21 protein-coding genes are annotated in these 26,994 nt (G+C 70.4%); 4 read left to right on the forward strand and 17 right to left on the reverse strand.

Going from position 1 to position 26,994, the window contains the following annotated elements; translation table 11 throughout:
• Positions 1-130: 130 nt before the first annotated feature.
• A complete protein-coding gene (locus tag AABA78_RS25845; protein WP_338266740.1) occupies positions 131-1,852 on the forward strand; it encodes a lamin tail domain-containing protein in 1,722 nt (573 codons plus the stop codon).
• Between the two features lie 106 nt (positions 1,853-1,958).
• Here the strand turns inward: AABA78_RS25845 and AABA78_RS25850 are convergent, their stop codons facing one another.
• The 8 genes from AABA78_RS25850 to AABA78_RS25885 all read right to left on the reverse strand — a co-directional run bounded on the left by AABA78_RS25850 (position 1,959) and on the right by AABA78_RS25885 (position 10,164).
• Positions 1,959-3,599 (reverse strand): S28 family serine protease, encoded by a 1,641-nt coding sequence (locus AABA78_RS25850; protein ID WP_338266743.1) that lies wholly within the window; start codon positions 3,597-3,599, stop codon positions 1,959-1,961.
• Positions 3,600-3,677: 78 nt separating this feature from the next.
• Positions 3,678-6,008 carry an Ig-like domain-containing protein gene (locus AABA78_RS25855; protein WP_338266745.1) on the reverse strand — a complete coding sequence of 777 codons (2,331 nt, stop codon included), beginning with the start codon at positions 6,006-6,008 and terminating at the stop codon, positions 3,678-3,680.
• Between the two features lie 26 nt (positions 6,009-6,034).
• On the reverse strand, positions 6,035-6,466 hold the full coding sequence (locus AABA78_RS25860) for a hypothetical protein (protein ID WP_338266747.1): 432 nt from the start codon (positions 6,464-6,466) through the stop codon (positions 6,035-6,037).
• Entirely contained in the window at positions 6,456-8,615 is a 2,160-nt protein-coding gene (locus tag AABA78_RS25865; protein ID WP_338266748.1) for a hypothetical protein, read from the reverse strand. The genes AABA78_RS25860 and AABA78_RS25865 overlap by 11 nt, the downstream gene beginning before the upstream one ends.
• Entirely contained in the window at positions 8,602-8,943 is a 342-nt protein-coding gene (locus tag AABA78_RS25870; RefSeq protein WP_338266749.1) for a c(7)-type cytochrome triheme domain-containing protein, read from the reverse strand. The genes AABA78_RS25865 and AABA78_RS25870 overlap by 14 nt, the downstream gene beginning before the upstream one ends.
• On the reverse strand, positions 8,940-9,137 hold the full coding sequence (locus tag AABA78_RS25875) for a hypothetical protein (RefSeq protein WP_120528424.1): 198 nt from the start codon (positions 9,135-9,137) through the stop codon (positions 8,940-8,942). The genes AABA78_RS25870 and AABA78_RS25875 overlap by 4 nt, the downstream gene beginning before the upstream one ends.
• Positions 9,134-9,736 (reverse strand): NapC/NirT family cytochrome c, encoded by a 603-nt coding sequence (locus tag AABA78_RS25880; RefSeq protein ID WP_338266752.1) that lies wholly within the window; start codon positions 9,734-9,736, stop codon positions 9,134-9,136. The genes AABA78_RS25875 and AABA78_RS25880 overlap by 4 nt, the downstream gene beginning before the upstream one ends.
• 71 nt (positions 9,737-9,807) lie before the next feature.
• Complete coding sequence (locus tag AABA78_RS25885) at positions 9,808-10,164, reverse strand: hypothetical protein (RefSeq protein ID WP_338266755.1); 357 nt, start codon at positions 10,162-10,164, stop codon at positions 9,808-9,810.
• 337 nt (positions 10,165-10,501) lie between these two features.
• Between AABA78_RS25885 and AABA78_RS25890 the strand changes: the two genes are divergently transcribed.
• Positions 10,502-12,685: a dipeptidyl-peptidase 3 family protein gene (locus tag AABA78_RS25890; protein WP_338266757.1), complete on the forward strand. Its 2,184-nt coding sequence runs from the start codon at positions 10,502-10,504 to the stop codon at positions 12,683-12,685.
• A gap of 16 nt (positions 12,686-12,701) precedes the next feature.
• On the opposite strand, the gene AABA78_RS25895 is transcribed toward AABA78_RS25890, so the two are convergent.
• Positions 12,702-13,877: an AI-2E family transporter gene (locus AABA78_RS25895; RefSeq protein ID WP_338266759.1), complete on the reverse strand. Its 1,176-nt coding sequence runs from the start codon at positions 13,875-13,877 to the stop codon at positions 12,702-12,704.
• A gap of 137 nt (positions 13,878-14,014) precedes the next feature.
• Here AABA78_RS25895 and AABA78_RS25900 point away from each other — a divergent pair, with 137 nt between their 5' ends.
• Positions 14,015-14,431 (forward strand): DoxX family protein, encoded by a 417-nt coding sequence (locus AABA78_RS25900; RefSeq protein ID WP_338266760.1) that lies wholly within the window; start codon positions 14,015-14,017, stop codon positions 14,429-14,431.
• Positions 14,432-14,441: 10 nt separating this feature from the next.
• On the opposite strand, the gene AABA78_RS25905 is transcribed toward AABA78_RS25900, so the two are convergent.
• Complete coding sequence (locus tag AABA78_RS25905) at positions 14,442-15,725, reverse strand: threonine/serine exporter family protein (protein WP_338266762.1); 1,284 nt, start codon at positions 15,723-15,725, stop codon at positions 14,442-14,444.
• Positions 15,726-15,860: 135 nt separating this feature from the next.
• Between AABA78_RS25905 and AABA78_RS25910 the strand changes: the two genes are divergently transcribed.
• The gene (locus AABA78_RS25910; protein WP_338266764.1) at positions 15,861-16,664 is read left to right on the forward strand and encodes a pseudouridine synthase; all 804 of its coding nucleotides are present in this window, start codon (positions 15,861-15,863) and stop codon (positions 16,662-16,664) included.
• Here the strand turns inward: AABA78_RS25910 and AABA78_RS25915 are convergent.
• From AABA78_RS25915 to AABA78_RS25945, 7 genes are all read right to left on the reverse strand, one after another.
• Positions 16,661-18,694, reverse strand: a complete 2,034-nt coding sequence (locus AABA78_RS25915) for a serine/threonine protein kinase (protein ID WP_338266766.1) — start codon at positions 18,692-18,694, stop codon at positions 16,661-16,663. The two genes, AABA78_RS25910 and AABA78_RS25915, sit on opposite strands and share 4 nt — an antisense overlap.
• A gap of 98 nt (positions 18,695-18,792) precedes the next feature.
• On the reverse strand, positions 18,793-19,005 hold the full coding sequence (locus AABA78_RS25920; RefSeq protein WP_338266767.1) for a hypothetical protein: 213 nt from the start codon (positions 19,003-19,005) through the stop codon (positions 18,793-18,795).
• 111 nt (positions 19,006-19,116) lie between these two features.
• On the reverse strand, positions 19,117-20,889 hold the full coding sequence (locus AABA78_RS25925; RefSeq protein WP_338266768.1) for a serine/threonine protein kinase: 1,773 nt from the start codon (positions 20,887-20,889) through the stop codon (positions 19,117-19,119).
• Positions 20,890-20,992: 103 nt separating this feature from the next.
• Positions 20,993-22,873, reverse strand: coding sequence for a protein kinase domain-containing protein (locus tag AABA78_RS25930; protein ID WP_338266770.1), 1,881 nt, complete (start codon positions 22,871-22,873; stop codon positions 20,993-20,995).
• Between the two features lie 62 nt (positions 22,874-22,935).
• Positions 22,936-24,867 carry a serine/threonine protein kinase gene (locus AABA78_RS25935; protein ID WP_338266771.1) on the reverse strand — a complete coding sequence of 644 codons (1,932 nt, stop codon included), beginning with the start codon at positions 24,865-24,867 and terminating at the stop codon, positions 22,936-22,938.
• Between the two features lie 92 nt (positions 24,868-24,959).
• The gene (locus AABA78_RS25940) at positions 24,960-25,862 is read right to left on the reverse strand and encodes a glycoside hydrolase family protein (RefSeq protein WP_338266772.1); all 903 of its coding nucleotides are present in this window, start codon (positions 25,860-25,862) and stop codon (positions 24,960-24,962) included.
• A 28-nt stretch (positions 25,863-25,890) separates the two neighbouring features.
• The gene (locus AABA78_RS25945; protein ID WP_338266774.1) at positions 25,891-26,961 is read right to left on the reverse strand and encodes an MBL fold metallo-hydrolase; all 1,071 of its coding nucleotides are present in this window, start codon (positions 26,959-26,961) and stop codon (positions 25,891-25,893) included.
• Positions 26,962-26,994 lie beyond the last annotated feature (33 nt).

Below are 26,994 nucleotides of genomic sequence, written 5' to 3' on the forward strand. Positions count from 1 at the left end.
CAACGTTTCAAGGAATGTGACGGATAAACGGCGGTGGCGTCGTGTACGCGGAATACTGCGTCCGCGGCGCTGCCGTGACGTCCTTGAACCTCTATGGCTCCCGGGTTCTCCGGGAGCAGGGTGAAACATCGTGAGCCTGAAACAAGACCTCTTCCGGCGGCCTGCCGCCTCCTGGCGTACGTGGTCCTTCACGCTGGTGTGCGCGGCGCTCAGCGCGTGCGGTGGCGCCGTGGAGGCAGACGCGGAGGCGACGGCGCCGCAGCTCGTCGCGCGCGAGGACTCGCTGGCGAACGTGCGGCTGCGCCTGATGGCGGCGAACATCAGCAGCGGCACGGGGCAGGACTACAACCCGGGCCACGGCATCCGCATCTTCCAGGGCACCGACGCCGACGTCGTGATGATTCAAGAGTTCAACTACGGGACGGACTCCGCGGCGGACATCCGCAGCTTCGTGGACACCGCCTTCGGCACGGGCTTCTCGTACTACCGAGAGGGCGGCGCGCAGATTCCCAACGGCATCATCAGCCGCTACCCCATCATCGCGGCCGGTGAGTGGGACGACACGCAGGTGTCCAACCGCGACTTCGCGTGGGCGCGCATCGACATCCCGGGGCCCAAGGACCTGTGGGCCATCAGCGTGCACCTGCTGACGACCAGCTCCAGCATCCGCAACACGGAGGCCACCAACCTGGTGAAGTTCATCAACGCCAACGTGCCCGCCAGCGACTACCTGGTGATTGGCGGCGACTTCAACACCGGCAGCCGGAGCGAGGCCACCTTCAGCACCTTCTCCAGCGTGGTGTCCACGGCGTCGCCGTACCCGGCGGACCGCAACGGCAACACCAACACCAACGCGAGCCGCGGCTCGCCGTACGACCACGTGCTGGTGGACAGCGACCTGCGCGCCTACCAGACGGCGGTCGTCATCGGCTCCAGCAGCTTCGCCGGCGGCCTGGTGGCGGACACGCGCGTGTACTCGCCCATCTCCGAAATCTCCCCGGCGCTGTCGGGCGATAGCGGCGCGTCCGGCATGCAGCACATGGGCGTCATCAAGGACTTCCTCATCCCGGGGGACGGCACCACGGCCTCGTCCGTGACGGTGCTGTCGCCCAACGGCGGTGAGAGCTGGGTGGGCGGCTCTTCGCACACCATCACCTGGTCCTCGTCCGGCGTCACCAACGTGAAGGTGGAGTACTCGCTGGACGGCTCCGCCTGGACGACGCTGACCTCCAGCACGGGCGCGTCCGGCGGCAGCGTGGCGTGGACGGTGCCCGGCACCGCGAGCACCAACGCGTGGGTGCGGGTGAGCGACGCGAGCAACACCGCCGTCAGCGACCTGTCCAACGCGGCCTTCGCCATCACCACGGGCGGCTCTGGCGGCACGGGCAACGTGTTCATCAACGAGGTGCTGCTCAACGAGCCCGGCTCGGACGTGAACGGCGAGTTCGTGGAGCTGGTCAACAGCGGCACCGCGGCGGTGGACCTGAGCGGCTGGACGGTGTCTGACAGCACGGGCGTGCGCCACACCTTCGCCAGCGGCACGTCCGTGGCGGCGGGCAAGGCGGTGGTGGTGTTTGGCGGCGCGTCCGGCATCCCGTCCGGCACGACGGGCGCGGTGGCCGCGTCCACGGGCACGCTGGGCCTGGGCAACAGCGGTGACACCGTCACGCTGAAGAACAGCGCGGGCACGGCGGTGGACACGGCGACCTTCGCCTCGTCGCTCGCGGGCACGGACGGCGTGTCCGCCAACCGCAGCCCGGACGCGTCCTCCACGGGCAGCTTCGTGCTGCACACCAGCGTGTCCAGCCTGGGCAGCTCGCCCGGCAAGCGCGCCAGCGGCACCGCGTTCTAGCGTTGAACACCGCTCCTCCGGACCTCGCTGGTCCGGAGGAGTGAAACGGCGACGGGCCGTCCCGGCGAAGGCGCCGGAGCGGCCCGCGACCTGTCCGACCGTCGGACTAGTTCCGCGACGCCTCGCGCAGCCGGGGCGGCACGTGGGGCCCGAAGACGGGCGGCTCCTCGGACAGCACGACCTTGGGGGCGCGCTTCAGCGGCGCGAGGCCCATCCAGCGGTTGAGGGTGGCCTTCGCCGCCGCCTGTTGGTCCGCCGGGAGCTGGCTGATGCGCGAGGTGTGGTTTCCGCCCGCCACCGAGTACAGGTAGGAGTCCTGCGCGTTGCCCAGCACGTAGGCCGCCGCCGTCCAGGGGTCGTGGCTGCCGTAGATGAACATCAGGCGCTGGCCGTGGTTGGACACCCAGTCCTGCACGTCCGGCATGGCCTGCGGACGGAACACGTACGGGATGCCGGGCGGCGAGTACACCTCGCCGGTGTCGGTGTCCGGGAAGTGGATGAGCGAGCCCAGGTGCTTGTCGTACGGCTGGGGCCAGCCCAGCTCCACCGCGGCCTGGTAGTAGTACGCGGCGTAGTTCCGGAGGCCCTCGTCCGCGAAGGAGCTCATGCCGACCTGCTGGTCCATCGCGTCGAACAGCTCCTGGTCCGTCGCGGTGGTGTCGGGGATGTTCTGGGCGCAGCGCGAGGCTGCGTCGTACTGCCAGAAGGCGAAGTAGGTCTCGATGGCGCCGTGCTCCAGCGCCAGCTCGTAGCCCAGCTGCGAGTACGTCAGCTGAGGCTCCTGCGCCTGCGCATAGGACTTCAGGAGCGTGAGCATGTTCTCCCGGCGTGAGAGCACCTCGCGCTGGAAGGCCCACAGCCGCTCGCGGCAGGCGAGCTGCGCATCCCCGCCCACGCTGTCCTGGAACGTCACGAAGCGCTCGTCGTTGCGCTTCGCGATGGGCGCCACGTAGGCCACGGTGGCGTCCACGTCGTCCGGGTAGAAGCGGCGGAAGAACACCACCGTCTCGCCGCCCTTGCTGCCGCCCGTGGACACCCACTTTCCGGTGTAGAGGGGCTTGAGCGCCTGGGTGAGGCGGTGGAAGTCATCCGCGGACTGGCGGATGGTGAGGTGGCTCCAGTCCGCGGGTGACGGGATGCTGGGTGGGAAGAAGCGGTGCTCCACCGCGAGCTGGTTCGCGGACAGCAGCTGCGTGGGCTCCGAGCGGCCGGTGCCCGTGGACACGTTGTAGCCGCTGGTGGAGAGCACCATCGGGCTGGTGTCCGCCTTGTGCAGCAGCGTCGCGCGCTGCTCGAAGCGCTGGCACTCCGGGTGGGCGTGGTCCGACGGCTGGTTGTACCTCAGGAGGAAGAGCCGGTAGCCCGCGGGCACGTTCACCCCGTTGGGGTTCTCCTGCACCGTGAGGCCCGGGACGGCGCGCAGCCGGACGAGGACGTCCAGGGACGTGTCCTGGAGGACGCCCAGGTCCGGGGGCGTGTCGACCCAGCCGCTTGGAGTGCACGCCACGCCACCGTCGGTGCCCGCGTCGGCGTCCGTGCCCGCGTCCTCGCCCGTACCGGCGTCGGTGCCCGCGTCCTCGCCCGTACCGGCGTCCACGAGCTGGGTGCCTCCGTCGGGGCCCGGATCATCCGGGTCGTCATCACGACAGGCGACCGGACCGCAGAGAAAGGCGAGCAGTGGGACGAGCAGCGCCCAACGGCCAAGGCGTGCCGTTTGGGAGGGATGGGAGAACAGGAGGGGCTTCATCGGTCCGCGTTCCTCGGCATCCGTCGCTCACCAGGGCTGTCCCGGCGAGTGACGGAGCTCTTCGCGCGGATTCCACCCTCAAGGTCTGATCATGTTCAAGGGGGCCGTCCCGGTGAGGTCCTCCACGCTGTCATGGAGGAGCTGCCCGATGTAGTTGAAGTTGTGCGCCCAGGCGCCCGGGTCCTTCTTGCTCAGCTGGTAGTTGTGGGCGGCCTTCACGAGCGCCGGCGTGAACGGCGCGAACGCGTTGGCGGAGACGGACTCGGTGGCGGCGCAGGTGCCGTCCTTGTCCGTGTCCTTGAAGAAGTACGGATTGACGTCGCCGTTGTAGCAGAGGCCATTGTTTGTCACCCCGCGCATGGCGGTCATCAGGCGGGCGGCCATTCCCTCCACCTCCGCCGCCAGGGACTCCGCCGTGTTCCCGTCGCCGTCGTAGTCCAACAGGTGGACGACCCGGAGCTGCGCGGCCTCGGTCTGGTCCGCGTGGCACGTCCTGCAGCGCTCGCCCCACACGTCCTGGATGCGGAAGGTGTGGTTGCTCTTGCCGGGGACGTGGCAGCTGGTGCACTGCACCCCGCCCATGTGCGTGAGCCGGCCGGCGTAGGTCTTGTTGGGGTACTCGTAGCCAATCCGGACCTGCGTTCCTTCACGCGTCCCCGCGGCGGGCAGGTAGTGCACGTTCTGGAAGCGCGGCGTGCCCCCGGCCGCCAGGGCCGTGTCGATGGTGGCCTTGGACGCACGGCCGATGTGGCAGTTGGCGCAGAGGTTGTCCTGGCCTGGCAGGTTCACCGTCTTGCCGTCCGGCAGCCACGTCTGCGCGGGGACGAAGACGTCGTAATCCGGCTCGAAGTTCTCGTGGCAGGTGGAGCACTCCAGGCCGTTGGCTGTCTCCGGCACCTGTTGCCCGACCCCGTACTGGACGAAGAAGCGGTAGCCCTGCGCGCCGCTGTGGCAGCGCGAGCAGCTGGCCTGGACGCTCTCGCTGGAGTCCCAGTTGCGCGCCGCCTTGCTGGCGCCGTTGAAGTGGCCCGGGTCGTTGCGCACCAGCAGGGACGTGTCGAAGGGGATGCTCAATCCCTTGTTCATCGCCTGGGTCGAGTCATGCAGCAGCTGGATGACGTACTTCGCGTTGTGCGCGAACGCGCCCGGATCCACCCGGGACAGCTGGTAGTTGTAGGCCGCCTTCTGCAGGCGCGGGGTCCAGCTGGCGTAGGCGTTGGTGGCGGTGGACTCCGCGGGCGCGCAGGTCCCGTCCCCGTCGGTGTCCTTGAACCAGTAGGGGTGGGTGTTGCCGTAGCAGAGGGGCTGGGCCCGCTCCTTGCCGTAGCGCTGGATGGCGGCGAGCAGCCGGTCCCGCAGGCCCTGAATCTCGTAGTAGATGCCCTCGGTGCGGTTCTTGTCCCCGTCGTAGTCCTGGTTGCGCGAGGCGATCTGCCGGATGTCCCAGGCCTTGGTGACGTCCGTCACCCCGGGGTGGCAGGTGGCGCAGGCCTCCCATCTCACGCGCGTGCTGTGCGGCTCATGGCACTCGTTGCACTTGTCGAAGCCGGGCACGTGGCGGAAGCGCGAGTCGTAGGTCTGATCCGCGTACTGGTAGCCGCCCGCGGCCTGGCTGGCGAAGAGCGTCGCGCCCGCGGGGTAGTAGTGGATGTTGGTGAAGCCCAGGGCAGGGGAGGTCGTGTCCTCGCCCACCACGCCCGCGTCCGCGACCTGCGCGTCGATGTCCTTTCCCGAAGCGCGTCCCTGGTGGCACACCACGCACCGCGCCTCCGGGCCCAGGCCGGCGACCTGCTTGCCCGAGGGGAAGGTGACGGAGGTCAGGCTGGCGGCGGCGCTGTCGTGGCACGTCTCGCAGCGGACCACTGACTGCGTCGGGGCGGGGGCATCCACCTTGCCGGGGTTGGAGCCGTCGCCGCCCAGGAAGTCGATGTAGCCCTCGGAGCTGTGGCACCGCGCGCAGCTGGTGGGGACGAGGCCGTCCTTGTTCCAGTGGGAGAAGGCCTCGGCGGTGGTGTCCGCGTGCGGCGAGCCCGACCACGCGAGGAAGTACGGCACCTGGTTGGGGTCCACGCCGCCGTCGCTCGTGAGGACGCCCATCACCACCACCACGTGGCGCGCTTCCAGCCGGGAGTTCGCGCCGGTGACCTTGATCGCGGTCTCCCCCGCGCCCACGCCGGTCACCTGTCCGGTGTCGTCCACGGTCGCGATGGCCGGGTCCTCACTCGTCCAGTGATAGCCGTCGTCGGTGGCCTCGCGCGTGGTGGCGGTGAGCTGGAGCGTCTGGCCCACGAGCACCGAGTGCGGACCGTCGGTGACGATCTCCGGGTGGGGTGTCTCCAGCCTGGCGCAGGCACCCAGCGCCAGGGTCAGCAGCAGCGGTCCGACCACGAGCAGCGGGGCGTGTTTCATCGGGGCCTTCCCGGCAATGAATGAGGTCATGGTTGAGCGCCTCCGGAGATCCACGACAGGAGGGTCTGGTACTCCGGGGTGTCCGCCCCGTAGATGGCCCCGCCGCCGTGGCCCGCGCCGGAGGCCTTGCGCAGCAGCCGGCTGGCGGAGGGATTGGAGCTGTCCGTCAAGGAGCTCGCCGCCGCGTAATCCGCCTCGGCGTCGCCCGTCAGCAGGAAGGAAGTGGAGCCCGCGGCCCCTCCGCCGCGATGGCAGCCCTGACAGCCGCTGGTGAGGAGCGGATGTACGTCGGCCTCGAAGGAGAGGGCGTTGCCGCCATCCCCGCCGCCGCCATCGACGGGGGGGACACCGGCGTCGGCGGCGGCCGGGCCCCGCTCGAAGTCCGCGCAGCCCACGAGCAGCGCGACCGCCGCCGTGAGGACCGCAGCCAGGGGCTGGATGCGGGAATCAGAACTCATACGCCACCACCAGCCGGGTGAAGTCGTCCGGCGTCTCGTCTGTCTTCTCCAGGTTCCAGAACTGGAAGAGGCCCGCGCTCAGGCCGCGCCACCGGACCATCACGCCCACGTTGTGACTGGAGCCGTCCTCCCGGGTGAGCGCGTTCGAGTCCAGGATGAGGCCTCGCCGGTTTCCGAAGGTGCGCAGCCCCTGCCGGTACTGGAGGTAGAGCCAGTCCGTGGGGTGGTAGCGCAGCTGGAGGTAGCTGGCGAAGTGGTAGTAATCCGCGCCCGGCCCGCCGTAGCCCTCCGCCTCGCCTCCGGAGACATCCGCGCGCAGCAGCCCGGCGCCCAGGGAGAAGTGCTCCAGCACCGGGAGGCCGCGCGGACGCCACACCGCCACGTCCAGCGCCTGGAGGAACAGGCGGCGCCCGAACCCCAGGGAGTTGAAGTACGGCGAGTACCAGAGGTTGATGGGGCCCCACGCCGCGCCCAGTCGCGCCCCGACGCCCAGGCGGGTGTCCTCCAGCGGTGCCAGGTCCGACTGGAGGTTGAGCACCGCGTCCGCGCGCTTCAGCCGGTAGCCGGAGATGACGTAGGCGTCACCGGAGAGGGCCAGGGGCCCCAGGCGGCGCTCCACGTTCACCGTGAGGCCTTCCCGCGCGAACACGACGGGGAGCACCCGCTGGTCGAAGCCGGCGAGCCCGCCGTAGCTGTGGTGGAAGAGCGGATCCCCGCCGAAGGGCACCAGCACCTTGCCGCCCTTGGCGAACACCTTCACCGGCCAGGACGGCCCGCTGATGTGGAAGCCCACTTCCCAGAACTGCAGCGACAGGACCTCCAGGGAGAGGGTCACCGGATCTTCCGCGGACTGCCGCGTGAGGAAGAGGAAGTGGTGGTAGCTGCGCAGCGCGCTCTCCCCCTCTGACTTGAAGGGGTGGTCGTTGTAGTTGACGCGCTCGTAGTTGAGGTCGAAGCGGCCGTTCAGGCTCAGCGAGCCGAGCCCCGGGAAGGTCCCCAGCGGCACTCCGGCGTGCGGGCCGCCCGGGCCGTGCGGGGCCGCGGCGGGAGGGGCCGGCGTCGCCACGGCGGGGACGGGCGCGGCGGGGACGGGCGGGGCCGTGGCCACGGCAGTGTTCTCGGCGGTGGGCGGGGGCGTGCCTGTCGCGCCCGCGTCAATCCATTGGGCCAGGAGCGCCAGCTGCGCGCTCCCCGGTGCCCACACCTCTCCTCCAGGATGCGCCTCGCCCCGCGCACGCTGGTAGAGGAGGCTGTTCGCGGCCGCTCCGGGCACCACCAGCGGCGTCACCGACCGCAGGTGCTGTTCCGGATCCGGGTGCGTCACGTAGCGGCTGGCGGCGGCCATCCCGTCGGAGGCATGACAGCTGGAGCAGTCCGCCAGCAGCGCTTCGTGGACGCCAGGAGCGAAGCGCGGCGCGGCCGAGGCGTCATCGGAGGATGCCGTGGGCTGCGGACCTGCGCTTGCGGATGACGGCGCGGAAGGGACCGGGGACGCGGCCACGCCAGACGCGGTGGCGGCCGGACTGGGAGCGGAGGGCGCGGAGGTGCCGACGTGGGCAGGCCGGGAAGCGCCAGGGACGGTCGCGGCCATTGCCGGCGCGCTGCGAGCCTTGCCGGGCGGGGCGCCGCCTTCAATCCACCGCAGGAGCGTGGCGTACTCCGCCGACTCCACGGCGAGGACCTTCTTGCCTCCGTGGAGCGTGGTGCCGGTGCCCTTCTTGAGCAGCGGGCTCTGGGCCGCAGTGGCGGGCTGCACGAAGCGCAGGGTGGCCTCGTAGTCCGCCGGCTCGCCCCGGAGCACCCAGCGGGACCGGGACGCCATTCCCTCCGGGCCGTGGCAGTTCCCGCACGCCTTCTCCAGGATGGGCCGGGCGTCCTCCGCGAAGCCCGGCACGCGCGGCCGGGACGCGACAGCGGGAGTACGGGCCGGTGGCGCGGCGGGAGTCCGGGTGGCTTCCGTGGGGGACGGCGTTCCCGGGGCGGCGACGCCCACGTCGGGCACCTGCTGCGCGGGGGGCGGCTTGATTCCCAGCCGCTCCTGGAGCCGTCGCCGCTGCTCCTCCTGCGACTGCGCCCGCGTGGGACCAGGCGCGGACAGCACCAGCGCACAGGCGAGCAGCGTCCAGGTGCCCGGGTCAGTGACGCGCATGGCACGCCTCGCAGTTCATGGAGCCCTGGGCCTTCGCGGCACGACCGTCATGGCAGCGTCCGCAGTAGCGCCCCTCCCGCATGTCCTGGTGGGTGAAGCCCAGCCGGGCCTGCGGGAACGTGCCGGGGTGGCAGCTGTAGCAGTGAAGGGAGCTGTGTCCCCAGTGGGAGAACAGCGCCGGAGCCGGCGCGGCGCGCTCCTTGAGCGGAGGCAGCCGGACGTCCTGCGGCGAGTTCACGGCGAAGATGGGGGTCGTGAGCAGGAGGAGGGCGACGAGCCCCACCCGCCACGGTCCTCCACGAATGAGCGCGGACGTGGAGGACCTCATAGGGCCTTCTGCTCCTTCAGGATCCGCCAGACCGTGATGGCGTAGAGCAGGATGCCCAGCAGGACCAGGGGCACGCCCACCGCGGTGGACACCACGAAGGCCAGCGGCGACCAGGCGAAGCGTGCGAACAGCTGGACGAGCAGCCCCGCCAGGACGAAGAGGGCCGCCACCCGGATGCGCTTCTCGTGACTCATGGACGCTGTCGCTCCGGCAGCCAGAAGTTCTGGGCCTTCACGCCCTCCAGGTCATGCGCGACGTCGTGGCAGGTCAGGCACGAGCGTGCCCCGCTCCGCAGCTCCGCCTGGAGCTCCCGGTGCGGCCCGCCCTCCAGGTACCCGCGCGCATCGTTGTGGCAGTGGAGACAGTTGTAATTGGGATACGGCTGATAGAGCCGGGGCTCCGGGGGGACGGTCCCGAAGTAATGGACCCAGACGTGCCGCAGGCCGTTGAGCTTGGCCTTCGCGTCCCCGAAGAGCGCGTAGTCCGTGTGGCAGGAGAAGCAGGTGGAGTCACGGCTGATGAGGCGCTTCTGGTAGTGGACCGCGGCCAGGGCGTTGGGGTTGTCCACGAACAGGCTCTGCCCGTAGCGCTCCATCTCGTGACAGCCCATGCAGAACTGCGTCTCGCTCGACTCGTGCACGCCCACCGCGACCCCGGCCCCGCTGACGGCCAGCGGCAGCAGGGCCAGCCCTCCGAGCAGCACCAGGCGTCCCAGCCCGTGCGCGGTGAGATAGCCCGCGGCGTAGGCAATCATCGCCACCATCACCGCCACCGCGCCGAGCAGCACCATCATGAGAGTCGCCAGTGCAGCCTCCATTTCATCAAAGGGGTCAGTGAAGACAGGGACGCCGTCGTCGGCCGGGCCTACTCCGCGCGAGCGTGGGGAGGAGGCAGGGGGATGGGCTCCACCGCCGCCGTTTGCCCATCCACGCGCAGGTCCAGCAGGGAGTGGCCCTCCGGCGACGCGAAGCGCAGCCACCATGAGGCCGCCCCCTGCTTCGCCATCACCAGCTCCAGCGCCGGGCCCTGATTGCGCGCGTACGCGGCCCCCAGCCTCACGGCCTCCTCGTAGCCCACGGTGAGCGCCACCGAGGTGGACGGAGGCGGCAGGGGCGCGGAGCGCTCCGCTCGGGTCTCGCGCGTGGAGCCCGCGCAGCCCGCGACGAGGAGCGCGGCGAGCAGGACTCCGCGAAGCGCGGGACGGGAGGACGAGGGCGACATGGGGGATGGCTCCAGCGAGCGGGAGGGGACTGTCTGACGGACTCCCGACACTTCAAGCTTCATGCCGCCGCCGGGCCCCCTCTGCCTCCCCTCGCTCCCCACGGGCCGGGCAAGGCCGCGTCCGGTGGCGCGAGCCCGGGCGCAATTGTTGCGCGAGCGCTCCGGGCCCCGCGCATTTCCTGCCGGCCCGGTGGTCGCGAGGCGCCCTCGAGGCCTGCCGGGCCCCGTCCGCCCCGCGTGCGTGCTCTGTCCGGCCGCGACGGGGGCGGCGGCGCGCGGCTTGAGTCCACCCCGCGCGCGCGGTAGCCACGTCCTGTCTCGTCTCCTCGGAGCCCTCATGAAGCCCCTGCTGCTGGCCGCCGTCCTCGCCGCCGCGCCCGCCACCCCGCCAAAGTCCCTGGCGCCCGACGCCGGGCCCGCGCAGGCCGCGCAGCCCACCCTCACCGTGCCCGGGGGGAAGTTCCTCCGCGCCCGCTCCGGCAACACCGCCGTCGCCCAGATGTTCGCGCCAGGCATCGCGGAGCTGTCCCTGGCGGAGAAGCGCGTGGCGTGGTCCCTCACGCTCGCGGCGCACGCGGGCGAGGACATCGCGTTGGATCAGCTCGGCTGGAAGCTGGTGCCGGCGAAGCAGCTGCTGGAGGGCGTGTGGCTCTTCGGCCGGGACGCGCAGAGCGCCGCGTCCGGCTTCGACGCGAAGCTGGCGGACTACCTGCTGCGCTTCTACGGGCACGGCGGCAACCACGACAGCACCACCGGCCAGAAGTTCGTCCCGGGCTTCACCGCGGAGCAGCTGGCCGCGGGCGCCTCGCGCGCCCTCAAGGCCGGCGCGCCCTGGACGGTGAAGGACGACGCCGCGCTCCAGGCCTGGCTCCAGGACCTGAAGCCCACCCTCTTCGACGCGGCCTTCGAGCCGCAGCTCACCTCCAAGGCCCCGCCGCCGGGACAGGACCTCCTCACCGCGTCCTCCAACACCGCCTATGGCCCCGGCGTGACGGAGAAGGACCTGGTGGGCTTCAAGGAGAAGTACCCGCTCAACTCGCGCGTGGTGAAGCAGGACGGCAAGCTCACGGAGCAAGTGTTCCGCGCGGGCACACCGGACGGCAAGGTGAAGCCGGGCCTGTACGCGAAGGAGCTCTCGCGCGTCATCGCGCACCTCCAGGAGGCGATGAAGTCCGCGGAGCCCGCGCAGAAGGCCGCGCTGGGCAAGCTGGTGCGCTACTTCCAGACGGGCAGCCCCCAGGACTGGGACGCGTACAACATCGCGTGGCTCAAGGTGGATCCGAAGGTGGACGCCAACCTGGGCTTCATCGAAACGTACGTCGACCCGCGCGGCCACAAGGGCCAGTGGGAGGCGCTGGTCAACTACCGTGACACGCAGGAGAACCAGATCATGGTGCTCATGGGCCAGAAGGCCCAGTACTTCGAGGACCGGCTGCCCTGGCCCCAGAAGTACCGCCGCAAGAAGGTCGCGCTGCCCGTCGCCAAGGCCATCAACCTCATCACGTCCAACCCGGAGCCGCCCGCGGGCATCAACCTGCCCAACGAGCAGCACATCCGGGAGAAGTACGGCAGCAAGAGCGTGATGATCACCAACGTCATGGACGCGGCCTCCGCGGTGACGCGGCTGCCCCTGGCGCTGGAGTTCTCCCGCACGGCGGAGGACCGCGAAGAGGCCCGGAAGTACTCCGTCACCGCGCGCAAGTGGCTGGTGGCCTTCCATGAGGTGCTGGGCCACGCCTCTGGCCAGGTGGACGCGAAGCTGAAGGGCCAGTCCCCGTCCGTCTTCCTCAAGGAGTACGACAACACGCTGGAAGAGGCGCGCGCGGACCTGGTCGCGCTGTGGCACGCGTTCGACCCGGCGCTCGCGCAGCTGTCGCCGGACCATGACGCCATCGCGCGGCAGATGTACCGCGACTTCCTGGTGGAGGGGCTCACCAACCTGCGCCGCGTGGAGGAGGGCAACGCCTTCGAGGAGGACCACCAGCGCGGCCACCACATGACGGTGACGCTCCTGGAGGAGAAGGGCGCCGTGAAGCAGGTGACGCAGGACGGCCGCACGTACCTGGTGATTCCGGACTACGCGAAGATGCGCGAGGCGGTGGGCGAGCTGCTCTCCCAGCTCATGGTCATCAAGGCCACCGGCGACTACGAGGGCATCCGCGCGCTGGTGCAGGAGAAGGGCATCCACTTCGACCCGAAGCTGCGCGACGAGGTCGCCCGCCGGGTGAAGGCCGTGGACGTGCCCACGGTGCTGCTGCTCAACTCGCCGCGCGTGGTGCCGGTGCTGGACGCGAAGGGGGAGCTGGTGGACCTGAAGGAGGACACCACCCAGGCCTTCGTGGACCAGCACCTGGAGCGCAGCCTGCTGGGCCGGCTGTCTCCCTCCGAGGCCCGCCGCGTCGCCGCGAAGGTGGCGGCCTCTCCGGACGCCGTGCGCGAGGCGTTCCGGGAGCTGGGGCCCGAAACGGCTCCGGCGCCGTCCCCCATGAAGGGAGCGGCGCCGGTGAAGGCCAGGCCCTGACGAAGAAGCAGGGCCGTCAGTGGTTGGACGGCGCGTCGTCTTCCGTCAGGGGCGCGCCGGCCTCATTGGTGAGCACGACGCGCGAGTTTCCCGGCTGCACCGGTCCGCCCGGGGTGGCCGGGTCACCCAGCCGGGAATTGGGGCGGCCGTAGTCGCGCTCGTAGATGCGCACCACGGAGAGGAAGAAGGCGACGATGAGGGGCCCCAGCAGGAGGCCCACCGTGCCGAACGCCGCGAGGCCGCCGAGCAGCGCGAAGAAGATGATGGCGCCGTGCTGGTTCATGCCCTTCTTGGCGAGCAGCGGCTTGACGACGTTGTCCACGAGCCCCACCACGACGACGCCCCAGATGGCCAGGAAGAGCGCGGCCCACGGGTGGCCGCTGAGGAACATCAGGCCCGCGGCGAAGAGCACCACCACCGCGGCGCCCACGGCGGGGATGAGGGCGAGGAAGAACGTCAGGCCCGCGAAGAACAGCGGCGCGGGCACCCCCACGATGAGGAAGCCGATGAGCGCGGCCACGGCCTGGACGCCCGCGGTGGCCACCGTGGAGACGAGCACCGACACGGACGTGTTCTTGAACTCGAGCAGCAGCTCCCGCGTCTGTCCGCGCCGCAGCGGCGACACGCTTTCGATCCACTGCACCAGCCGCGCGCCGTCGGTGAGGAAGAAGAAGAGCGCGATGAGCATCATCGTCGTCTGGAGGACGAGCGTACCCGTGGCGGCCACCGCCCCCGTGACGGCCTTGGCGGCCGTGCCGCCCTGGGTCGTCACCTGCTCCTGGAGCTTCTGGTCGATCTGCTCCTGCTCCAGCGGGAGCCGCTCGATGAGCTTGCTCACCGGCCCCCGGACACCGCCAGGCAGCTTCTCCACCAGGCCGGTCATGCCGTCCTTCTGCACGCTCTGCGTGACGAAGCGCGCGCCCTCGGACACCTCCGCGACGATGAAGGCCGTCAGTCCGCCCAGCGGCAAGAGCAGCGCCAGCAGGATGCCCGTGACGATGAGGCCCGCGGACACGCTGCCGTGGCCGCGCAGCCGCTTCCGCAAGCGCTTGTGCAGGCCGTAGAAGGTGCCCGCCAGCACCGCCGCCAGGAAGAACGCCTCCGCGAAGGGCCGGATGACCAGGCACAGGAGGACGATGGACAGGAGGATGAGACCCACGAAGACGCGTCGCGCTACCTGATCGGAGGCCATGGCCTTGCGAATTTAGGGAGCCGGACCTGTCGGCGGGAGCCTGCCCGGCTGTGATGACGCGGGAACATTCCCCCCGGCCCGCCTGGTTGCCTGCTCACCGGACTTGGGAGCGGCGCGGGGGGCGGTAGAGTGCGCGCATGCCGCCCTTCGACTCCGCCCGCTTCACCCTCTGGGTTCCGCAGCTCCTGTGCGCCGTCTTCCTGGCCATCCTCTTCCTGCAGTCCGGCCTGGACAAGGTCGTGGACTGGAAGGGGAACCTCGGCTGGCTCACGGGCCACTTCTCCAAGTCGCCCCTGAAGGGCGTGGTGACGCCGATGCTGGCGGTCATCACGTTGATGGAGCTGGCGTCCGGGGCGCTGAGCGCGGTGGGCGCGGTGATGCTCCTGGTGAACGGCAACCCGTTCATCGCGTACCTGGGCGCGGTGCTGTCCGCGCTGTCGCTCTTGGCCCTCTTCTTCGGCCAGCGCATGGCGAAGGAGTACGCGGGCGCGGCGGTGCTGGTGCCGTACTTCGTGGTGACGCTCGCGGGCGTGTACCTGCTGCGCCTGGCGTGAGGCCGGCCCGCTAGAGCACCTTGCGTGAAGGCATGATGGCGTTGGCGGACAGCAGGCCCGCCGCCAGCGCCACCGCGACCATCAGCATGGAGAAGGCCGTGTCCACGCCGGCCACCACGTCGCGCTCCAGCAGGGACGCCAGGCTGCGGAAGCCCACGCTGCCCGGCACGAGCAGCATCAGGCCCGGCACCACGGTGGTGACGGCGGGCCGGTTGCGCAGCCGCGCCAGCGCGTTGCTCCCCACGCCCAGCAGCAGCGCGCCCGCGAAGGCGCCCAGCTGAGGCCCCAGGAGCAGCGCCCCCACCCGCGCGCCCATGAACGCGGCGGCGCCGGCCAGGGCAATCCACCCCCAGTCGCGCGGCCGGGCGCGGAAGAGCACCGCGATGGCGAAGCCGGCCACCACGAGCGCGACGACGGCCGTGCCCGGGGGCAGCACGGTGGGCAGGGGCGGCGTGGGCACGGGAGGCAGCACCGTGGCCACGCGGCTGCCCAGGGCCGCGCCGAAGCCCAGCTGGAGGAACACCAGCGCGGCGTGGGTGAGGCGCGACGTGCCGGAGATGAGGTTGCGCGTGGCCACCTCGTTGACGGCGATGGTGAGCGTGAGGCCGGGCAGGAGGACGATGAGGCCCGCGAGCGTGGCCACCTCGCCGTGCAGGGGGCCGAAGAAGTGGGCCGCGATGCCCGCGAACGCGGCGGACAGCACGGCCGCCACGGGCTCCAGCACCCGCGCGTTGGTGGGCTGCTTGCGCGTCACCAGGTCCAGGGCGCCAATGGCCAGGCTGCTGAAGGCCGCGACGCCCATCTCCTTCCAGCCGCCGCCGAACAGCAGCGCCGCGGAGGCGCCCGCCAGCGTCCAGCAGAGCAGCTGCAGGACGGGGCCGTAGCGCGGCGGCCGGGCGAGGATGTCCTCCACGCGGGTGGCGCCCTCCGTGGGCGTGAGGCGCCCCTGGATGACGTCGTCCGCGAGCATGTCCAGGAGGATGAGGCGCTCCAGGTCGAAGTCGCCGGGCTCCACGCGGATGAGGCTGGTGCGCAGATCCTCGGGCGGGCCGAAGGACGCGAAGATGGAGGTGGGCGTGGAGAAGAAGCGGGCCTCCAGGCCCAGCCGCTCGCTCACCCGCTGCATCAGCCCCTCCAGGCGGTGGGCGGGCGTGCCGTGGCGGTGCAGGGCGTGGCCCAGGCGCAGCACGAAGGCCACCGCGGGGCCGGGGGGCGGGGGCGCGAGCGCGGCGGCGAACTCGGGCGGCACATCAGCGGTTTCGGAGGGGCGCGTGGACACGGCGGGCGCGCACATGCTCAGAGCCGCACGGGGGAGTCAAACAGCGTGGGGCCGCGCTGGAAGCCCTCCTGCTCGCTCCAATGTGCGCGGTGCTCGGGGAATCCCCGGGCGTGACACATCTGATACAGCGGGTGGAACACGGGAGGACGCATGGCGCGCAAGCAACGGACGCCGCGGTGGCTGGAGGCGGCGAGGCGCAGGGGACCGGAGACCCCGGCGGGCCCGGGCGCGGACTGGCTGGCGCGAGCCCTGGGCCGGGCAGGCGTGCTGCCCCGGGCCGAAGCCGAGCAGGCGATCCGCGACGGCCGCGTGGAGGTGGACGGCCGGGTGGAGCGGGAACCGTTCGCGCCGGTGGGGGAGGGGACGCGGGTGCGCGTGGACGGCGTGGAGCGCGCGCTGACGCGCCAGGTGCACGTGTTGATGTTCCACAAGCCCGCGGGACCGGTGGTGCACGGCTCGGATCCGGAGGGCGTGGGCACCGTCTTCGAAAGGCTGCGCGCGGTGCTGCCCCCGGAGCTTCAGGGCTTCGAGTGGTACGCGGTGGGCCGGTTGGACCGGGACACCACGGGGCTGCTGCTCTTCACCAACGACGAACGGCTGGTGCGGCACGCGACGGCACCGGAGACGCATCTGCCCAAGCGGTACGTGGCGCGCGTGGAGGGACAGCCCGCGGAGGCGGCGCTCTCGCGGCTGCGAGAGGGATTGACGCTGGAGGACGGCCCCACGCGTCCGGCGGAGGCGGTGCTCCGCGCGCCTGACGTGGTGGAGCTCACGCTCACGGAAGGACGGCACCACCAGGTGAAGCGGATGCTCGCGGCGGTGGGGCACCCGGTGCTCACGCTGCACCGTGAAGCGGTGGGGCGCGTGATGCTGGAGGTGGCGGAGGGGGCCTTCCGTGCGCTCACGGGCGCGGAGGTGGAGGAGGGGCTGGGATTCCAGCCCGGCGCGGACTAGCGGCCGAGGTTCTTGATCATCTCTCGTGCCCTCGCGGGGTTCGACATGTTCCTGGGGGACATCAGCATGTACCGCTCATGGGCGCGCCGGGCCTTGGCCTTGTTGCCGGTGAGGGTGTAGGCGGTCTCCAATCCCAGCCAGGCCTTCCGGTTGGTGGGAAGGCTCCGCGTGACGTCCTCCAGGAGCTTCACGGCCTGCTTGCGGTCGGCCGGGGTGCCGGGCTTGAGCTTGATGAGCGTCAGGCCCAGCTCGAGCTTGGTATCCAGCGAGGCCGGCTTCATGGCCAGCGCGTTCCGGTACGCGGCGGCGGCCTCCGGGAACTTCTCGTCCCGGAAGGCCGTGCGGCCGGCGTCCAGCATGTCGGCGAAGGTCTCCGGCTTCACGACCCGGCCTGACGCCGAAGAGAGGGCATGCGCGTCGTCCAGGATGCGCACCACCTTCGAGCGGCTGGGGTGCGTGCCGGGGGCGTACTCCAGGAAGCGCTGGTAATGCGTCACGCTGCTGCGGCTGTCATTGAGCCGCGCGTACAGCGCCCCGAGCAGGAGCTGGCATTCCCCATCACGGGGGAACCGTGTCTCGCATTGATGCGCCAGGTCCACGGCCTCCTGGAGGCCTCCCTGCTGCATCCGTTCCTGGATGCGGTCCTGGTAGTCGGCGAGGGACAAGGCGGCCTCCGCAGCAGGGGCCGCGAGCGGGGCGGCGGGCGCGGGCGCGGGCGCGGGCGCGGCTGGCGGCTGCCGTGCTTCGTCGGGACGGGATGCGAGCGCGGCGGGCGGACGCTCGATGGGGCGCGAGGCGCCCGGGTGCTCGGGAGGCACTTCCGTGGAGGTGAGGAGCCAGAGACAGCTGGCCCCGATGGTGGCGAGGCCGGCGACGCCCAGGCCCAGCATCCACTTCTTCGACGCCGCCGTGGGCACGACGGCGGCAGGGGCGCCCTCCTCCTCCGCCACGGCGAGGCCGGATTCGGAGAGAGGGATCCTGCCGGTATGGAGCAGCGGCCTGGGGCGCGCGGGCTTCTTCGCGAGTGCCGGGGCCTGCCCGCCCCAGGAAGCCAGCTCCTCCGGAAATGAGTCCGGTATGGACAGCTCGCGGCCGTAAGACAGCAGGTCCTCACGAAACAGCATCCGCAGCAGGTGCGCGAGGCTCAGCGAGGACACGCCCGGGTGGTTCGCGTACAGGAATCCCGCCAGGGCTTCCGCGAAGGCATGACTGGATTCGAAGCGCAGGGACCGCTCCGGATGCAAGGCCTTGAGGACGATGCGCTGGAGCGCTTCGGGCAGTGACGCGCTCAGAGGCGGGAGTTCGCCGCGCGCGAGGCGCAACATCACGGCCTGCGGCGGTCCGTCCAGGGGAAGCCGCCCGCTGAGCAATTCATACAGCACGACGCCGGTGGCCCAGACGTCCGTGCGAGCGTCCACGTCCTCGCCGCGCGCCTGCTCCGGGGAGAAGAAGAGGTACTTGCCCTTCACCACCCCGGGCTCCGTCTTGAGGTCCCGGAGGAGCTGCGCCTTCGCGATGCCGAAGTCGACAATCTTGACCTGGCCCTCGTAGCTGACGAGCACGTTGTCGGGGGAGATGTCGCGGTGGACGATGCCCAGCGGCTGTCCACGGTCGTCCGTGCGCGTGTGCGCGTAGTGCAGGCCCCGGCACATCTCCATCGCGATGAAGACGGCGATGGGCACGGGCAGGGCGCCCATGCCGCTCTTCATCGCGCGCTTGAGGACGCGGTGGAGCGGCTGGCCGTCCACGAACTCCATGGCCAGGAAGTACCCGCCGTCCACGCGGCCGAAGTCGAAGACCTGCGCGACGTTGCCATGGGACAGCGTGGCGGAGATGCGCGCCTCGCTGATGAACATGGAGATGAAGGCCTCGTCGTTGGCGTACTCCGGGAGGACCTTCTTGATGAGGACAGGCTTGGTGACGCCCGCGTCACCTACCAGCTGGGCGCGCCACGTCTCCGCCATGCCGCCCTGGCCCAGCCAGGACACCAACTCATACCGCCCGAAGGCTTCCCCCGCTTGCAGTCCCATGGGCCGGGCATCCTAAGCGAGGATTTGCCTGGCTGTGGCAATGAATGACGGTACTGCCCCGGTCCGCCAGGGATGGCGAACCGGGGTGGGCGTCAGGTTCAATCCACCACGCCGCAGATGTTGCGCACGCAGCAGGCCCAACACGCCTCGAAGGTCTGTCCACCACTCTGACAGTCGGCGATGCACGCAGCCATCTCCGGCGTGATGCTGGGGACCGGGGCATCCTTGGACGGACTGGACGCGCTGGCGGAGGCGCCTCCGAGGATAAGGCCAAACAGGAACACGCTGGCGGTGAGCAGCTTTCTCTTCATGGTGGGATCCTTTGGAAGAGCGCCCGAGGGGTGGGCGTGATGCCATTGTGTCCCTGTCTGCGATGTCTTGCCATCCAGGGCGGGAATGGTGGGTAGGGATTTCAACAGTCGTCAGTCTTGAGGGCTGGCGGGAGGTGGGTGTCCTTCCCGCATCTTGCTCAAGGCTTTGATGACGAGGTCTCGTTTGGGATAGCCTTCAGGCGTGAGCGTCAGGAATTTTTCGTAGGACTGCTCGCTCCTCTTGAAGTCCTTGAGCTTGGAGTAGACGACGCCGAGCATGAGATGGCATTCAGGAACCCTGGGCGCCCTGGCTGCGCAATCTTGAGCGACTTCAAGGGCTGTTGTGGGATCGCCTGACTTGACGAGATTCAGGACCCGCACCTTGATTTCGTCGATTGATCGCTCAATGGTCGCTGCTGATGCCCTTGTCTCGTCATTTGCTTCCTGGCCTGGATGTTCCTTGGCGGCCTCCTGGGCGGACAATGGTGGGGTGGCCACGATGGCAGGACGGGGCTTCAAGGAGTCAGGTGAGTCCCCCCTCGGCGACTTCGACGCCGTGCCTCGCGTGAACTGTGGATTGTCGGCTGTTGGCGGCGGCGAGGGCTCCACGACAGGCGCGGGTGCACGAATGGGCGTGGGCGGTGGGGCTCCCTCGGTGCTCCCGGACGAATGCGCATCCAGCAGCAGCCACAGGCTCGCACCCACGGCCAGCAGTCCTCCCGCGCTCACGCCGTAGACCAGCGAACGTGGGGTTCCAGGGGAGGGCACGATGGACCGCGGCTCTGTCGTCGCGGTGACCGGCGGTGGGGTGACCGGCCGGAGGCGCCGGGTCTGACGCTGGGTGACGGGAACCGGGGTGGCGGGCTCCTCGGGCGTGGCCTGCTCGCGCCAGGCCTTCAGCTCCTCCAGGAAGGAACCCGGCACGGACAGCTCGCGGCCCTCCTGCGCCAGGTCTCCGCGGAACAGCACGCGCAGCAGGTGCGCGATGGTCATGGCGGAGAAGCGCGGGAAGTTCGAATACAGGAACCCCGCCAGCGCGTCCCCGAAGGCATGGCTGGATTCAAAGCGCTGCTCCCGGTCCGGCGCCAGCGCCTTCATCACGATGTCATTCAATTCCTTCGGAAGGTCCGGCCGGAGCACGCTCGGCGCGGGAATCTCCCCGCGCGCCACGCGCATCATCACCACGTGGGGCGGCCCCTCCACCGGCAGCTTGCCGCAGAGCAACTCATACAGCACGACCCCCGTGGCCCAGACGTCCGTGCGCGCATCCACGTCCTCCCCGCGTGCCTGCTCCGGGGAGAAGAAGAGGTACTTGCCCTTCACCACGCCCGGCGCTGTCTTGAAGCCCCGGATGAGCTGGGCCTTCGCGATGCCGAAGTCGACGATCTTGACCTGCCCCTCGTAGCCCAGCAGCACGTTGTCCGGCGAGATGTCGCGGTGGACGATGCCCAGCGGCTGGCCACGGCTGTCCGTGCGCGTGTGCGCGTAGTGCAGGCCCCGGCACATCTCCATCGCGATGAAGACGGCGACGGGAATGGGCAGCGCGGCCAGCTCACTCTTCATCGCGCGCTTGAGGACGCGGTGGAGCGGCTGGCCGTCCACGAACTCCATGGCCAGGAAATACTCACCATCCACCCGGCCGAAGTCGAAGACCTGGGCCACGTTGCCATGGGACAGCGTGGCGGAGATGCGCGCCTCGCTGATGAACATGGAGATGAAGGCCTCGTCGTTGGCGTACTCGGGCAGGACCTTCTTGATGAGCACGGGCTTGGTGACGCCCGCGTCGCCTACCAGCTGGGCACGCCACGTCTCCGCCATGCCGCCCCGGCCGAGCCAGGACACCAACTCATACCGACCGAAGACGTCGCCCGCTTGGAGTGCCATGGGGCGGACATTCTAAACCCAGATTCCAGGGATGGCAGAATCACGGCTGCCTTTCTGCCTGCCTGGCCGCTCGGGATGTCAGCGAGTGGAAATCACTGACCGCTCAATTCGTGGCACCGCTCTTCCCAAGCACCTCCTGGACGCGCGCCCGGCGGGGATGGTCCGCGGGGGCGAGCTTCAGGAAGGTCTCGTAGTGCTGCGTGCTCTCACGCGGATGGTTCATCTTCGCGTGGACGTCCCCGAGCATGAGGTGGCATTCCGGCACGCCTGGATTGTTCTTCGCACAGTCATTGGCGGCTTCCAGGGCCGCGTCGTAGTCCTTGCTCTGGAGCAGGCCGGAGAACTGCTGCTGCTTCGTCTTCACGAGCGAGGTGACCTTCTGCTGCACCTCCTGCCGCTTGGAGTCGAGCAGGCCCAGGACGCCCTTCCTGGGCGCGGGGGCGCTCTCCTCGACGGCCGGAGGCGGCTCCTGGACCGCGCTGGCCGCGACGACCGTGGGCGGCGCGGGTTCCTCGACGACCGGGACCGGCTGTGGCTCCTCGGCCTGGACGCGCTGGGTGGCGCGGACGGTCCGGACGGAGGACTTCCGGGTGGAGTGCGCGGGCTTCGCGGGCGCTGGCTCCTCGATGTGTTCCGCCGGCGCCGCCGCCACTGCTTCCGGTGGTTCCTCCACGGGAGCCTGCGCCGGCGGCTCGGCCTTCGGAGTGGGCGCTTCGACCGCGATCCTTTGTGCGATGGGCTGCGGCGGTACGACGGGCGCCGGTGCGCGGGCGCCCATCAGGAACCACAGACTGGCTCCCACCACGGCCAGGCCTCCCACCGCGCTCGCGCCGTAGAGGGCCCGGCGGGAGCGCCCCGTCGGAATCGTCGGCGCGTCGGGCTGCGTCGTCTCGGGGGGCGGCGGCTTCGCGGCGGCGCGCGGGAGCCGCCGCGTCTGGACCTGCTCCGGCGGCGGGGCATCCAGCAGCTTCGTGAGCGCGGGCCCGCCCCACTTCTTCGCCTCGTCGTGGAAGGCGCCGGGCACGGTCAGCTCACGGCCTTCGTGCATCAGGTCCGCGCGGAACAGCACGCGCAGCAGGTTCGCGAGGCTCAGCGAGGAGAACCGCGGGTAGTGGGCATGGAGGAAGCCCGCCAGCGCATCCCCGAAGGCATGGCTGGACTCGAAGCGCCGCTTCCGGTCCGGCGCCAGCGCCTGCATCACCAGGTCATTCAACTCCTTCGGCAGGTCCGGCCGCAGCGTCGTGGGCGCGGGGACCTGTCCGTGGGCGATCTTCATCATCACCGTCTGGGGCGGCCCCTCCACCGGAAGCTTCGCGCACAGCAGTTCGTACAGCACGATGCCGGTGGCCCAGACGTCCGTGCGCGCGTCCACGTCCTCGCCGCGCGCCTGCTCCGGCGAGAAGAAGAGGTACTTGCCCTTCACCACGCCGGGCTCCGTCTTGAATCCGCGCAGCAGCTGCGCCTTGGCGATGCCGAAGTCGACGATCTTGACCTGGCCCTCGTAGCTGATGAGCACGTTGTCCGGGGAGATGTCCCGGTGGACGATGCCCAGGGGCTTCCCGCTGCCGTCCGTGCGCGTATGCGCGTAGTGCAGCCCCCGGCACATCTCCATCGCGATGAAGACCGCCACCGGAATGGGCAGCGCACCCAGGCCTGCCTTCAGCGCGCGCTTGAGCACCTTGTCGAGCGGCTTGCCGTCGACGAACTCCATGGCGAGGAAGTACTCGTCCTCCACCTGCCCGAAGTCGAAGACCTGCGCGACGTTGCCGTGCGACAGCGTGGCGGAGATGCGCGCCTCGCTGATGAACATGGAGATGAAGGCCTCGTCGTCCGCGTACTCGGGCAGGACCTTCTTGATGAGCACGGACTTGGTGACGCCCGCGGCGCCCATCAGCTGCGCGCGCCACGTCTCCGCCATGCCGCCCCGGCCCAGCCAGGACACCAACTCATACCTTCCGAAGGTATCTCCGGCTTGCAGTTCCATATGGGGCGCGCATCCTATCCGGAACGCGCGAAACCCCGAATGCAGGCTCCCTGCCTGTCGGGCTAGGGGCCTGCCGCCCGCAGCTCGACGAGCTTGCGCAGGACGGAGGGGCGCAGGGGATGGTCCTCGGGCGCGAACGCCAGGAAGCGCTCATAGCTTCGCGCGCTCTTCGAGACCTGGTTCATCCTCGCCAGGACGTCCCCCTGCAACAGGTGACACTCCGGCTCGCGGGGCAGACGCGTGACGCATTGAGTGGCGGCGTCGAGCGCTTCCTTCAGCTGGCCCCGGGTCAGGTGCACCAGGACGGCGCTCCGCGAGGACTCCAGCTCCGCCTCGCTGGCGGGTGTGGGCTCCAGCGGCTTGCGCAGCGGCAGGGCCGCCAGTCGGTCCGAGACCGCGCTCCGCCGGATGTCCGTGGCGGGCGCGCGCTCCAGGAAGGTCTGGTAGTGGAGCGCGCTCTTGTCGAAGGCCCGGAGCCGTTCGTAGGTGAGGCCCGCGGCCAGCCGGCAGTCCGCGTTGTCAGGCAGCGCGTCCACACAGGTCTGGACCAGCTTCGCGGCCCGGGGCAGGTCCTTGTTGCTCTTGCCCATGCGATACACGTCCGCGAGCAGCTTGCCCACCTGCGTTTCATTCCACCCATCGTCCACAGGCGGAGGCGGTGGTGGCGGCTCGGGCATCTTCTCTCCGGCATCCGGGGCCGTGTCCCGGGCCGGCTCCTGAACCGGCGCTCGCGGCGCGCTCACGATGGCCGCCGGCGCGTTCCGGGACCGGGTCCACCAGGCGCCACCGCCCAGCGCGAGCAGCGCCGCGCCGCCCAGCGCGAGCCCCACCCAGGGCGCGCGGGAGCGGCGGACCGGCGACACCTCGGCCGTGGGCAGCGCGGGCGCCTCCTCGTGGAATTCGCGCGTGACGATGACCGCCGCGGTGGCCTGGCGAGGCGTCTTCAGGGCCCGGACGTGGGGGACCGTGGGGATCCGCTCCTGCGCCACGGGCTGGCGCCAGGCCTTGAGCTCCTCCAGGAAGTCCTCTGGAACCGCCAGCTCCCGGCCTTCGTTCAGCAGGTCGCCGCGGAACAGCACCCGCAGCAGGTGCGCGAGGCTCAGGGACGAGAAGCGGGGATGGTTCGCATACAGGAACTCCGCCAGGGCATCCCCGAACGCGTGGCTGGAGGCGTAACGCTGCGCCGGGTCCGGGCTCAACGCCTTGAGGACGATGCGGTTGAGGGCCTCCGGCAGGTCCGGCCGCACCTGGTTCAGCGGTGGAATCTTCCCATGGGCAATCTTCATCATCACCACATGGGGCGGGCCATCCACGGGCAGCCGGCCGCAGAGCAACTCATACAGCACGACGCCGGTGGCCCAGACGTCCGTGCGCGCGTCCACGTCCTCCCCGCGCGCCTGCTCCGGAGAGAAGAAGAGGTACTTGCCCTTCACCACGCCCGGCGCCGTCTTGAAGTTGCGCAGCAGCTGCGCCTTGGCGATGCCGAAGTCGACGATCTTGACCTGGCCCTCGTAGCTCAGCAGCACGTTGTCCGGAGAGATGTCCCGGTGGACGATGCCCAAAGGCTTCCCGCTGCTGTCCGTGCGCGTGTGCGCGTAGTGCAGCCCCCGGCACATCTCCATCGCGATGAAGACGGCGACGGGGATGGGCAGGGCGGGCATCCCGCTGCGCATCGCGCGCTTGAGCACCTTGTCGAGCGGCTTGCCGTCGACGAACTCCATGGCGAGGAAGTACTCGCCCTCCACCTGTCCGAAGTCGAAGACCTGCGCGACGTTGCCGTGCGACAGCGTGGCGGAGATGCGCGCCTCGCTGATGAACATGGAGATGAAGGCCTCGTCGTCCGCGTACTCGGGCAGGACCTTCTTGATGAGCACGGACTTGGTGACGCCCGCGGCCCCCACCAGCTGCGCGAGCCACGTCTCCGCCATGCCGCCCCGGCCCAGCCAGGACACCAGCTCATACCTTCCGAAGGTGTCCCCCGCCTCGAGCGCCATGAGGCGGCCACCTTAGCCCCAGAATCCCGGGACCGCCGAATAGACGTCTCCGCGTCTGTCCAACCCTGTGTGTGGGACGCAGCCGCACCCCTTCAGGGGGATGGCTTCGCGGCGCCGGCGGCCAGCGTGACGTACAGGTGGCCCAGCTCCGTCAGCTCCCCGGAGGCGCCCAGCAGGTTGATGGAGGGGATTTCGTTGTTGCGTCCGGAGAACCACGCGTAGCGCTCGATGGCGGGCTCCGTCTCCAGATAGCCAATGGCATCCACCATGTACTGCTTCTGCACGGCCACGGTGATTTCGTCATGGGGCCGGTCGCCGCACGCGAACTCCGTCAGCCAGAGGGGTTTGTTGTACTTCTTGAACTGCCCCACGTACCACTTGAGCGCGCTCAGGTCGCACGCGTACCAGTGGATGGCGATGGCATCCACCTGGCAGTTCGCGCAGGCCTTGAAGAAGGCATCCAGGTACACCACCGGGTCGGTGAAGGTGACGCCGTCCTCCGACACGCAGTCGCCGCAGTAGTTCACCGCCGGGGACACCAGCTTGAGCCCCTTGCGGCGGGCCACCTCCTCCAGCACGGGCCACAGCGCCGCGGCCTGGCGGGGCGTCTTGTTCGCCTGGGATTTGAAGTTGGGCTCGTTGAACCCCAGCAGGTATCGCGCGCCCGCCGGAATCTCGGACTCGAGCTGGGCCACCGTGGGCGTGCCGCCCCAGGCCATGGGCACGAAGGAGACGTTCTCGGAGACGTAGACGCTGGCGGCGCCGGCCTCCGGGCGGGGCGACCAGTTGTACCACCAGCTCATCCCGGGGGAGAGCGCCTTCAGGTCCTCCGCCGAGTGATGGCCATACCCGAGGCCCCGCTTCGCGCTCTTCGTCACGGTGGGCTTCGGGTCGTCTGTCTGGGATTGCGCCCCGGCCGCCGGGTCGCACGCCATGAGAGGCAACAGCAGGAAGGCCAGGGACAGCGCGACGGAGAGCCGGGGGGAGCGGGTCATGGCGGGACTCTACGCCACGCCCAATGCCTCACGGCGCCAGGCGGGGCACGAGCCGGGGCTCGCCCACCTCGCGCCACCACGGCGTCACGCCCTCCACGCGCGAGGGCTCCAGGCTCCGGCCCAGGCCCGGTGTGAAGAGGCGCACCTGCTGCTCCGTGGCCAGCCGCACCAGCGTCTCCGCGGGCTCGTCCCACGCGTGCAGCGCCAGGTTGAAGGTGCCCCAGTGCACCGGCATCAGCGTGCCGCCGCCCAGCATCGCGTGCGCCTTGAGCGCGTTCTCCGGGCCCAGGTGGATGCCGCCCCAGCTCGGGTGGAACGCGCCCACCTCCAGCATCACCAGGTCGAAGGGGCCGCACCTGCGGCCAATCTCCTCGAACTCCGTCGTGAGGCCGGTGTCACCGCTGAAGAACAGCCGGTGCTTGTCGGTGGTGAGCACCCAGGACGCCCACAGCGTCGTGTTGCGGTCGCCCAGGCCCCGGCCGGAGAAGTGCTGCGAGGGCGCCGCGCGGAAGGCCACCGGGCCCACGCGGTGCTCCTCCCACCAGTCCAGCTCCGTGATCAACTCCGGCGCCACGCCGAAGGCCTCCAGGTGCCGGCCCACGCCCAGCGCGGTGACGAAGGGCACCCGCCGCTTCGCCAGCGCCTGGATGGTGGTCCGGCACAGGTGGTCGTAGTGGTCGTGGGACACCAGCACCGCGTCCAGGTCCGGCAGCGCGTCCACCGGCACGGGCGTGGCGTGGAAGCGCCGGGGGCCCGCGAAGGACACGGGCGAGGCCCGGTCGCCGAAGACGGGGTCGGTGAGCACGCGGGCCCCGTCCACCTCCAGCAGCATCGTGCTGTGCCCCAGCCAGGTGACGCGCAGGCCGGTGTCCGGCGCGCGGCCCCAGGCGCCGCGCGGGTCGTCCACCGGCAGCGGCGCGGGCGGCGTGCGCTGCGTGCCGCCGAAGAAGTACTCGCCCAGCAGCGGCAGCGGGTTTCCCTGGAGGCCGGGCCCCACGGGGGCGGTGTTGCGGAAGCCCTGGCCCTGGAACTGACGGGAGGCCTGGCTGCGTTCGAGGCGGAGTCCCGCGCGGCGCGCGCTGTCACTGACGGTGGGCATGCGCGGGTGTCTAACACCCACGTTGGCGCCGGG

The sequence above is a fragment of the Corallococcus caeni genome (assembly GCF_036245865.1).
Classification (GTDB): Bacteria; Myxococcota; Myxococcia; order Myxococcales; family Myxococcaceae; genus Corallococcus; species Corallococcus caeni.

Bases quoted from the DNA above. Each gene is read 5' to 3' on its own strand.
- AABA78_RS25850 (WP_338266743.1), bottom strand. From the start codon at position 3,599: ATGAAGCCCCTCCTGTTCTCCCATCCCTCCCAAACGGCACGCCTTGGC.
- AABA78_RS25855 (WP_338266745.1), bottom strand. From the start codon at position 6,008: ATGAAACACGCCCCGCTGCTCGTGGTCGGACCGCTGCTGCTGACCCTG.
- AABA78_RS25860 (WP_338266747.1), bottom strand. From the start codon at position 6,466: ATGAGTTCTGATTCCCGCATCCAGCCCCTGGCTGCGGTCCTCACGGCG.
- AABA78_RS25865 (WP_338266748.1), bottom strand. From the start codon at position 8,615: ATGCGCGTCACTGACCCGGGCACCTGGACGCTGCTCGCCTGTGCGCTG.
- AABA78_RS25870 (WP_338266749.1), bottom strand. From the start codon at position 8,943: ATGAGGTCCTCCACGTCCGCGCTCATTCGTGGAGGACCGTGGCGGGTG.
- AABA78_RS25875 (WP_120528424.1), bottom strand. From the start codon at position 9,137: ATGAGTCACGAGAAGCGCATCCGGGTGGCGGCCCTCTTCGTCCTGGCG.
- AABA78_RS25880 (WP_338266752.1), bottom strand. From the start codon at position 9,736: ATGATGGTGCTGCTCGGCGCGGTGGCGGTGATGGTGGCGATGATTGCC.
- AABA78_RS25885 (WP_338266755.1), bottom strand. From the start codon at position 10,164: ATGTCGCCCTCGTCCTCCCGTCCCGCGCTTCGCGGAGTCCTGCTCGCC.
- AABA78_RS25890 (WP_338266757.1), top strand. From the start codon at position 10,502: ATGAAGCCCCTGCTGCTGGCCGCCGTCCTCGCCGCCGCGCCCGCCACC.
- AABA78_RS25895 (WP_338266759.1), bottom strand. From the start codon at position 13,877: ATGGCCTCCGATCAGGTAGCGCGACGCGTCTTCGTGGGTCTCATCCTC.
- AABA78_RS25900 (WP_338266760.1), top strand. From the start codon at position 14,015: ATGCCGCCCTTCGACTCCGCCCGCTTCACCCTCTGGGTTCCGCAGCTC.
- AABA78_RS25905 (WP_338266762.1), bottom strand. From the start codon at position 15,725: ATGTGCGCGCCCGCCGTGTCCACGCGCCCCTCCGAAACCGCTGATGTG.
- AABA78_RS25910 (WP_338266764.1), top strand. From the start codon at position 15,861: ATGGCGCGCAAGCAACGGACGCCGCGGTGGCTGGAGGCGGCGAGGCGC.
- AABA78_RS25915 (WP_338266766.1), bottom strand. From the start codon at position 18,694: ATGGGACTGCAAGCGGGGGAAGCCTTCGGGCGGTATGAGTTGGTGTCC.
- AABA78_RS25920 (WP_338266767.1), bottom strand. From the start codon at position 19,005: ATGAAGAGAAAGCTGCTCACCGCCAGCGTGTTCCTGTTTGGCCTTATC.
- AABA78_RS25925 (WP_338266768.1), bottom strand. From the start codon at position 20,889: ATGGCACTCCAAGCGGGCGACGTCTTCGGTCGGTATGAGTTGGTGTCC.
- AABA78_RS25930 (WP_338266770.1), bottom strand. From the start codon at position 22,873: ATGGAACTGCAAGCCGGAGATACCTTCGGAAGGTATGAGTTGGTGTCC.
- AABA78_RS25935 (WP_338266771.1), bottom strand. From the start codon at position 24,867: ATGGCGCTCGAGGCGGGGGACACCTTCGGAAGGTATGAGCTGGTGTCC.
- AABA78_RS25940 (WP_338266772.1), bottom strand. From the start codon at position 25,862: ATGACCCGCTCCCCCCGGCTCTCCGTCGCGCTGTCCCTGGCCTTCCTG.
- AABA78_RS25945 (WP_338266774.1), bottom strand. From the start codon at position 26,961: ATGCCCACCGTCAGTGACAGCGCGCGCCGCGCGGGACTCCGCCTCGAA.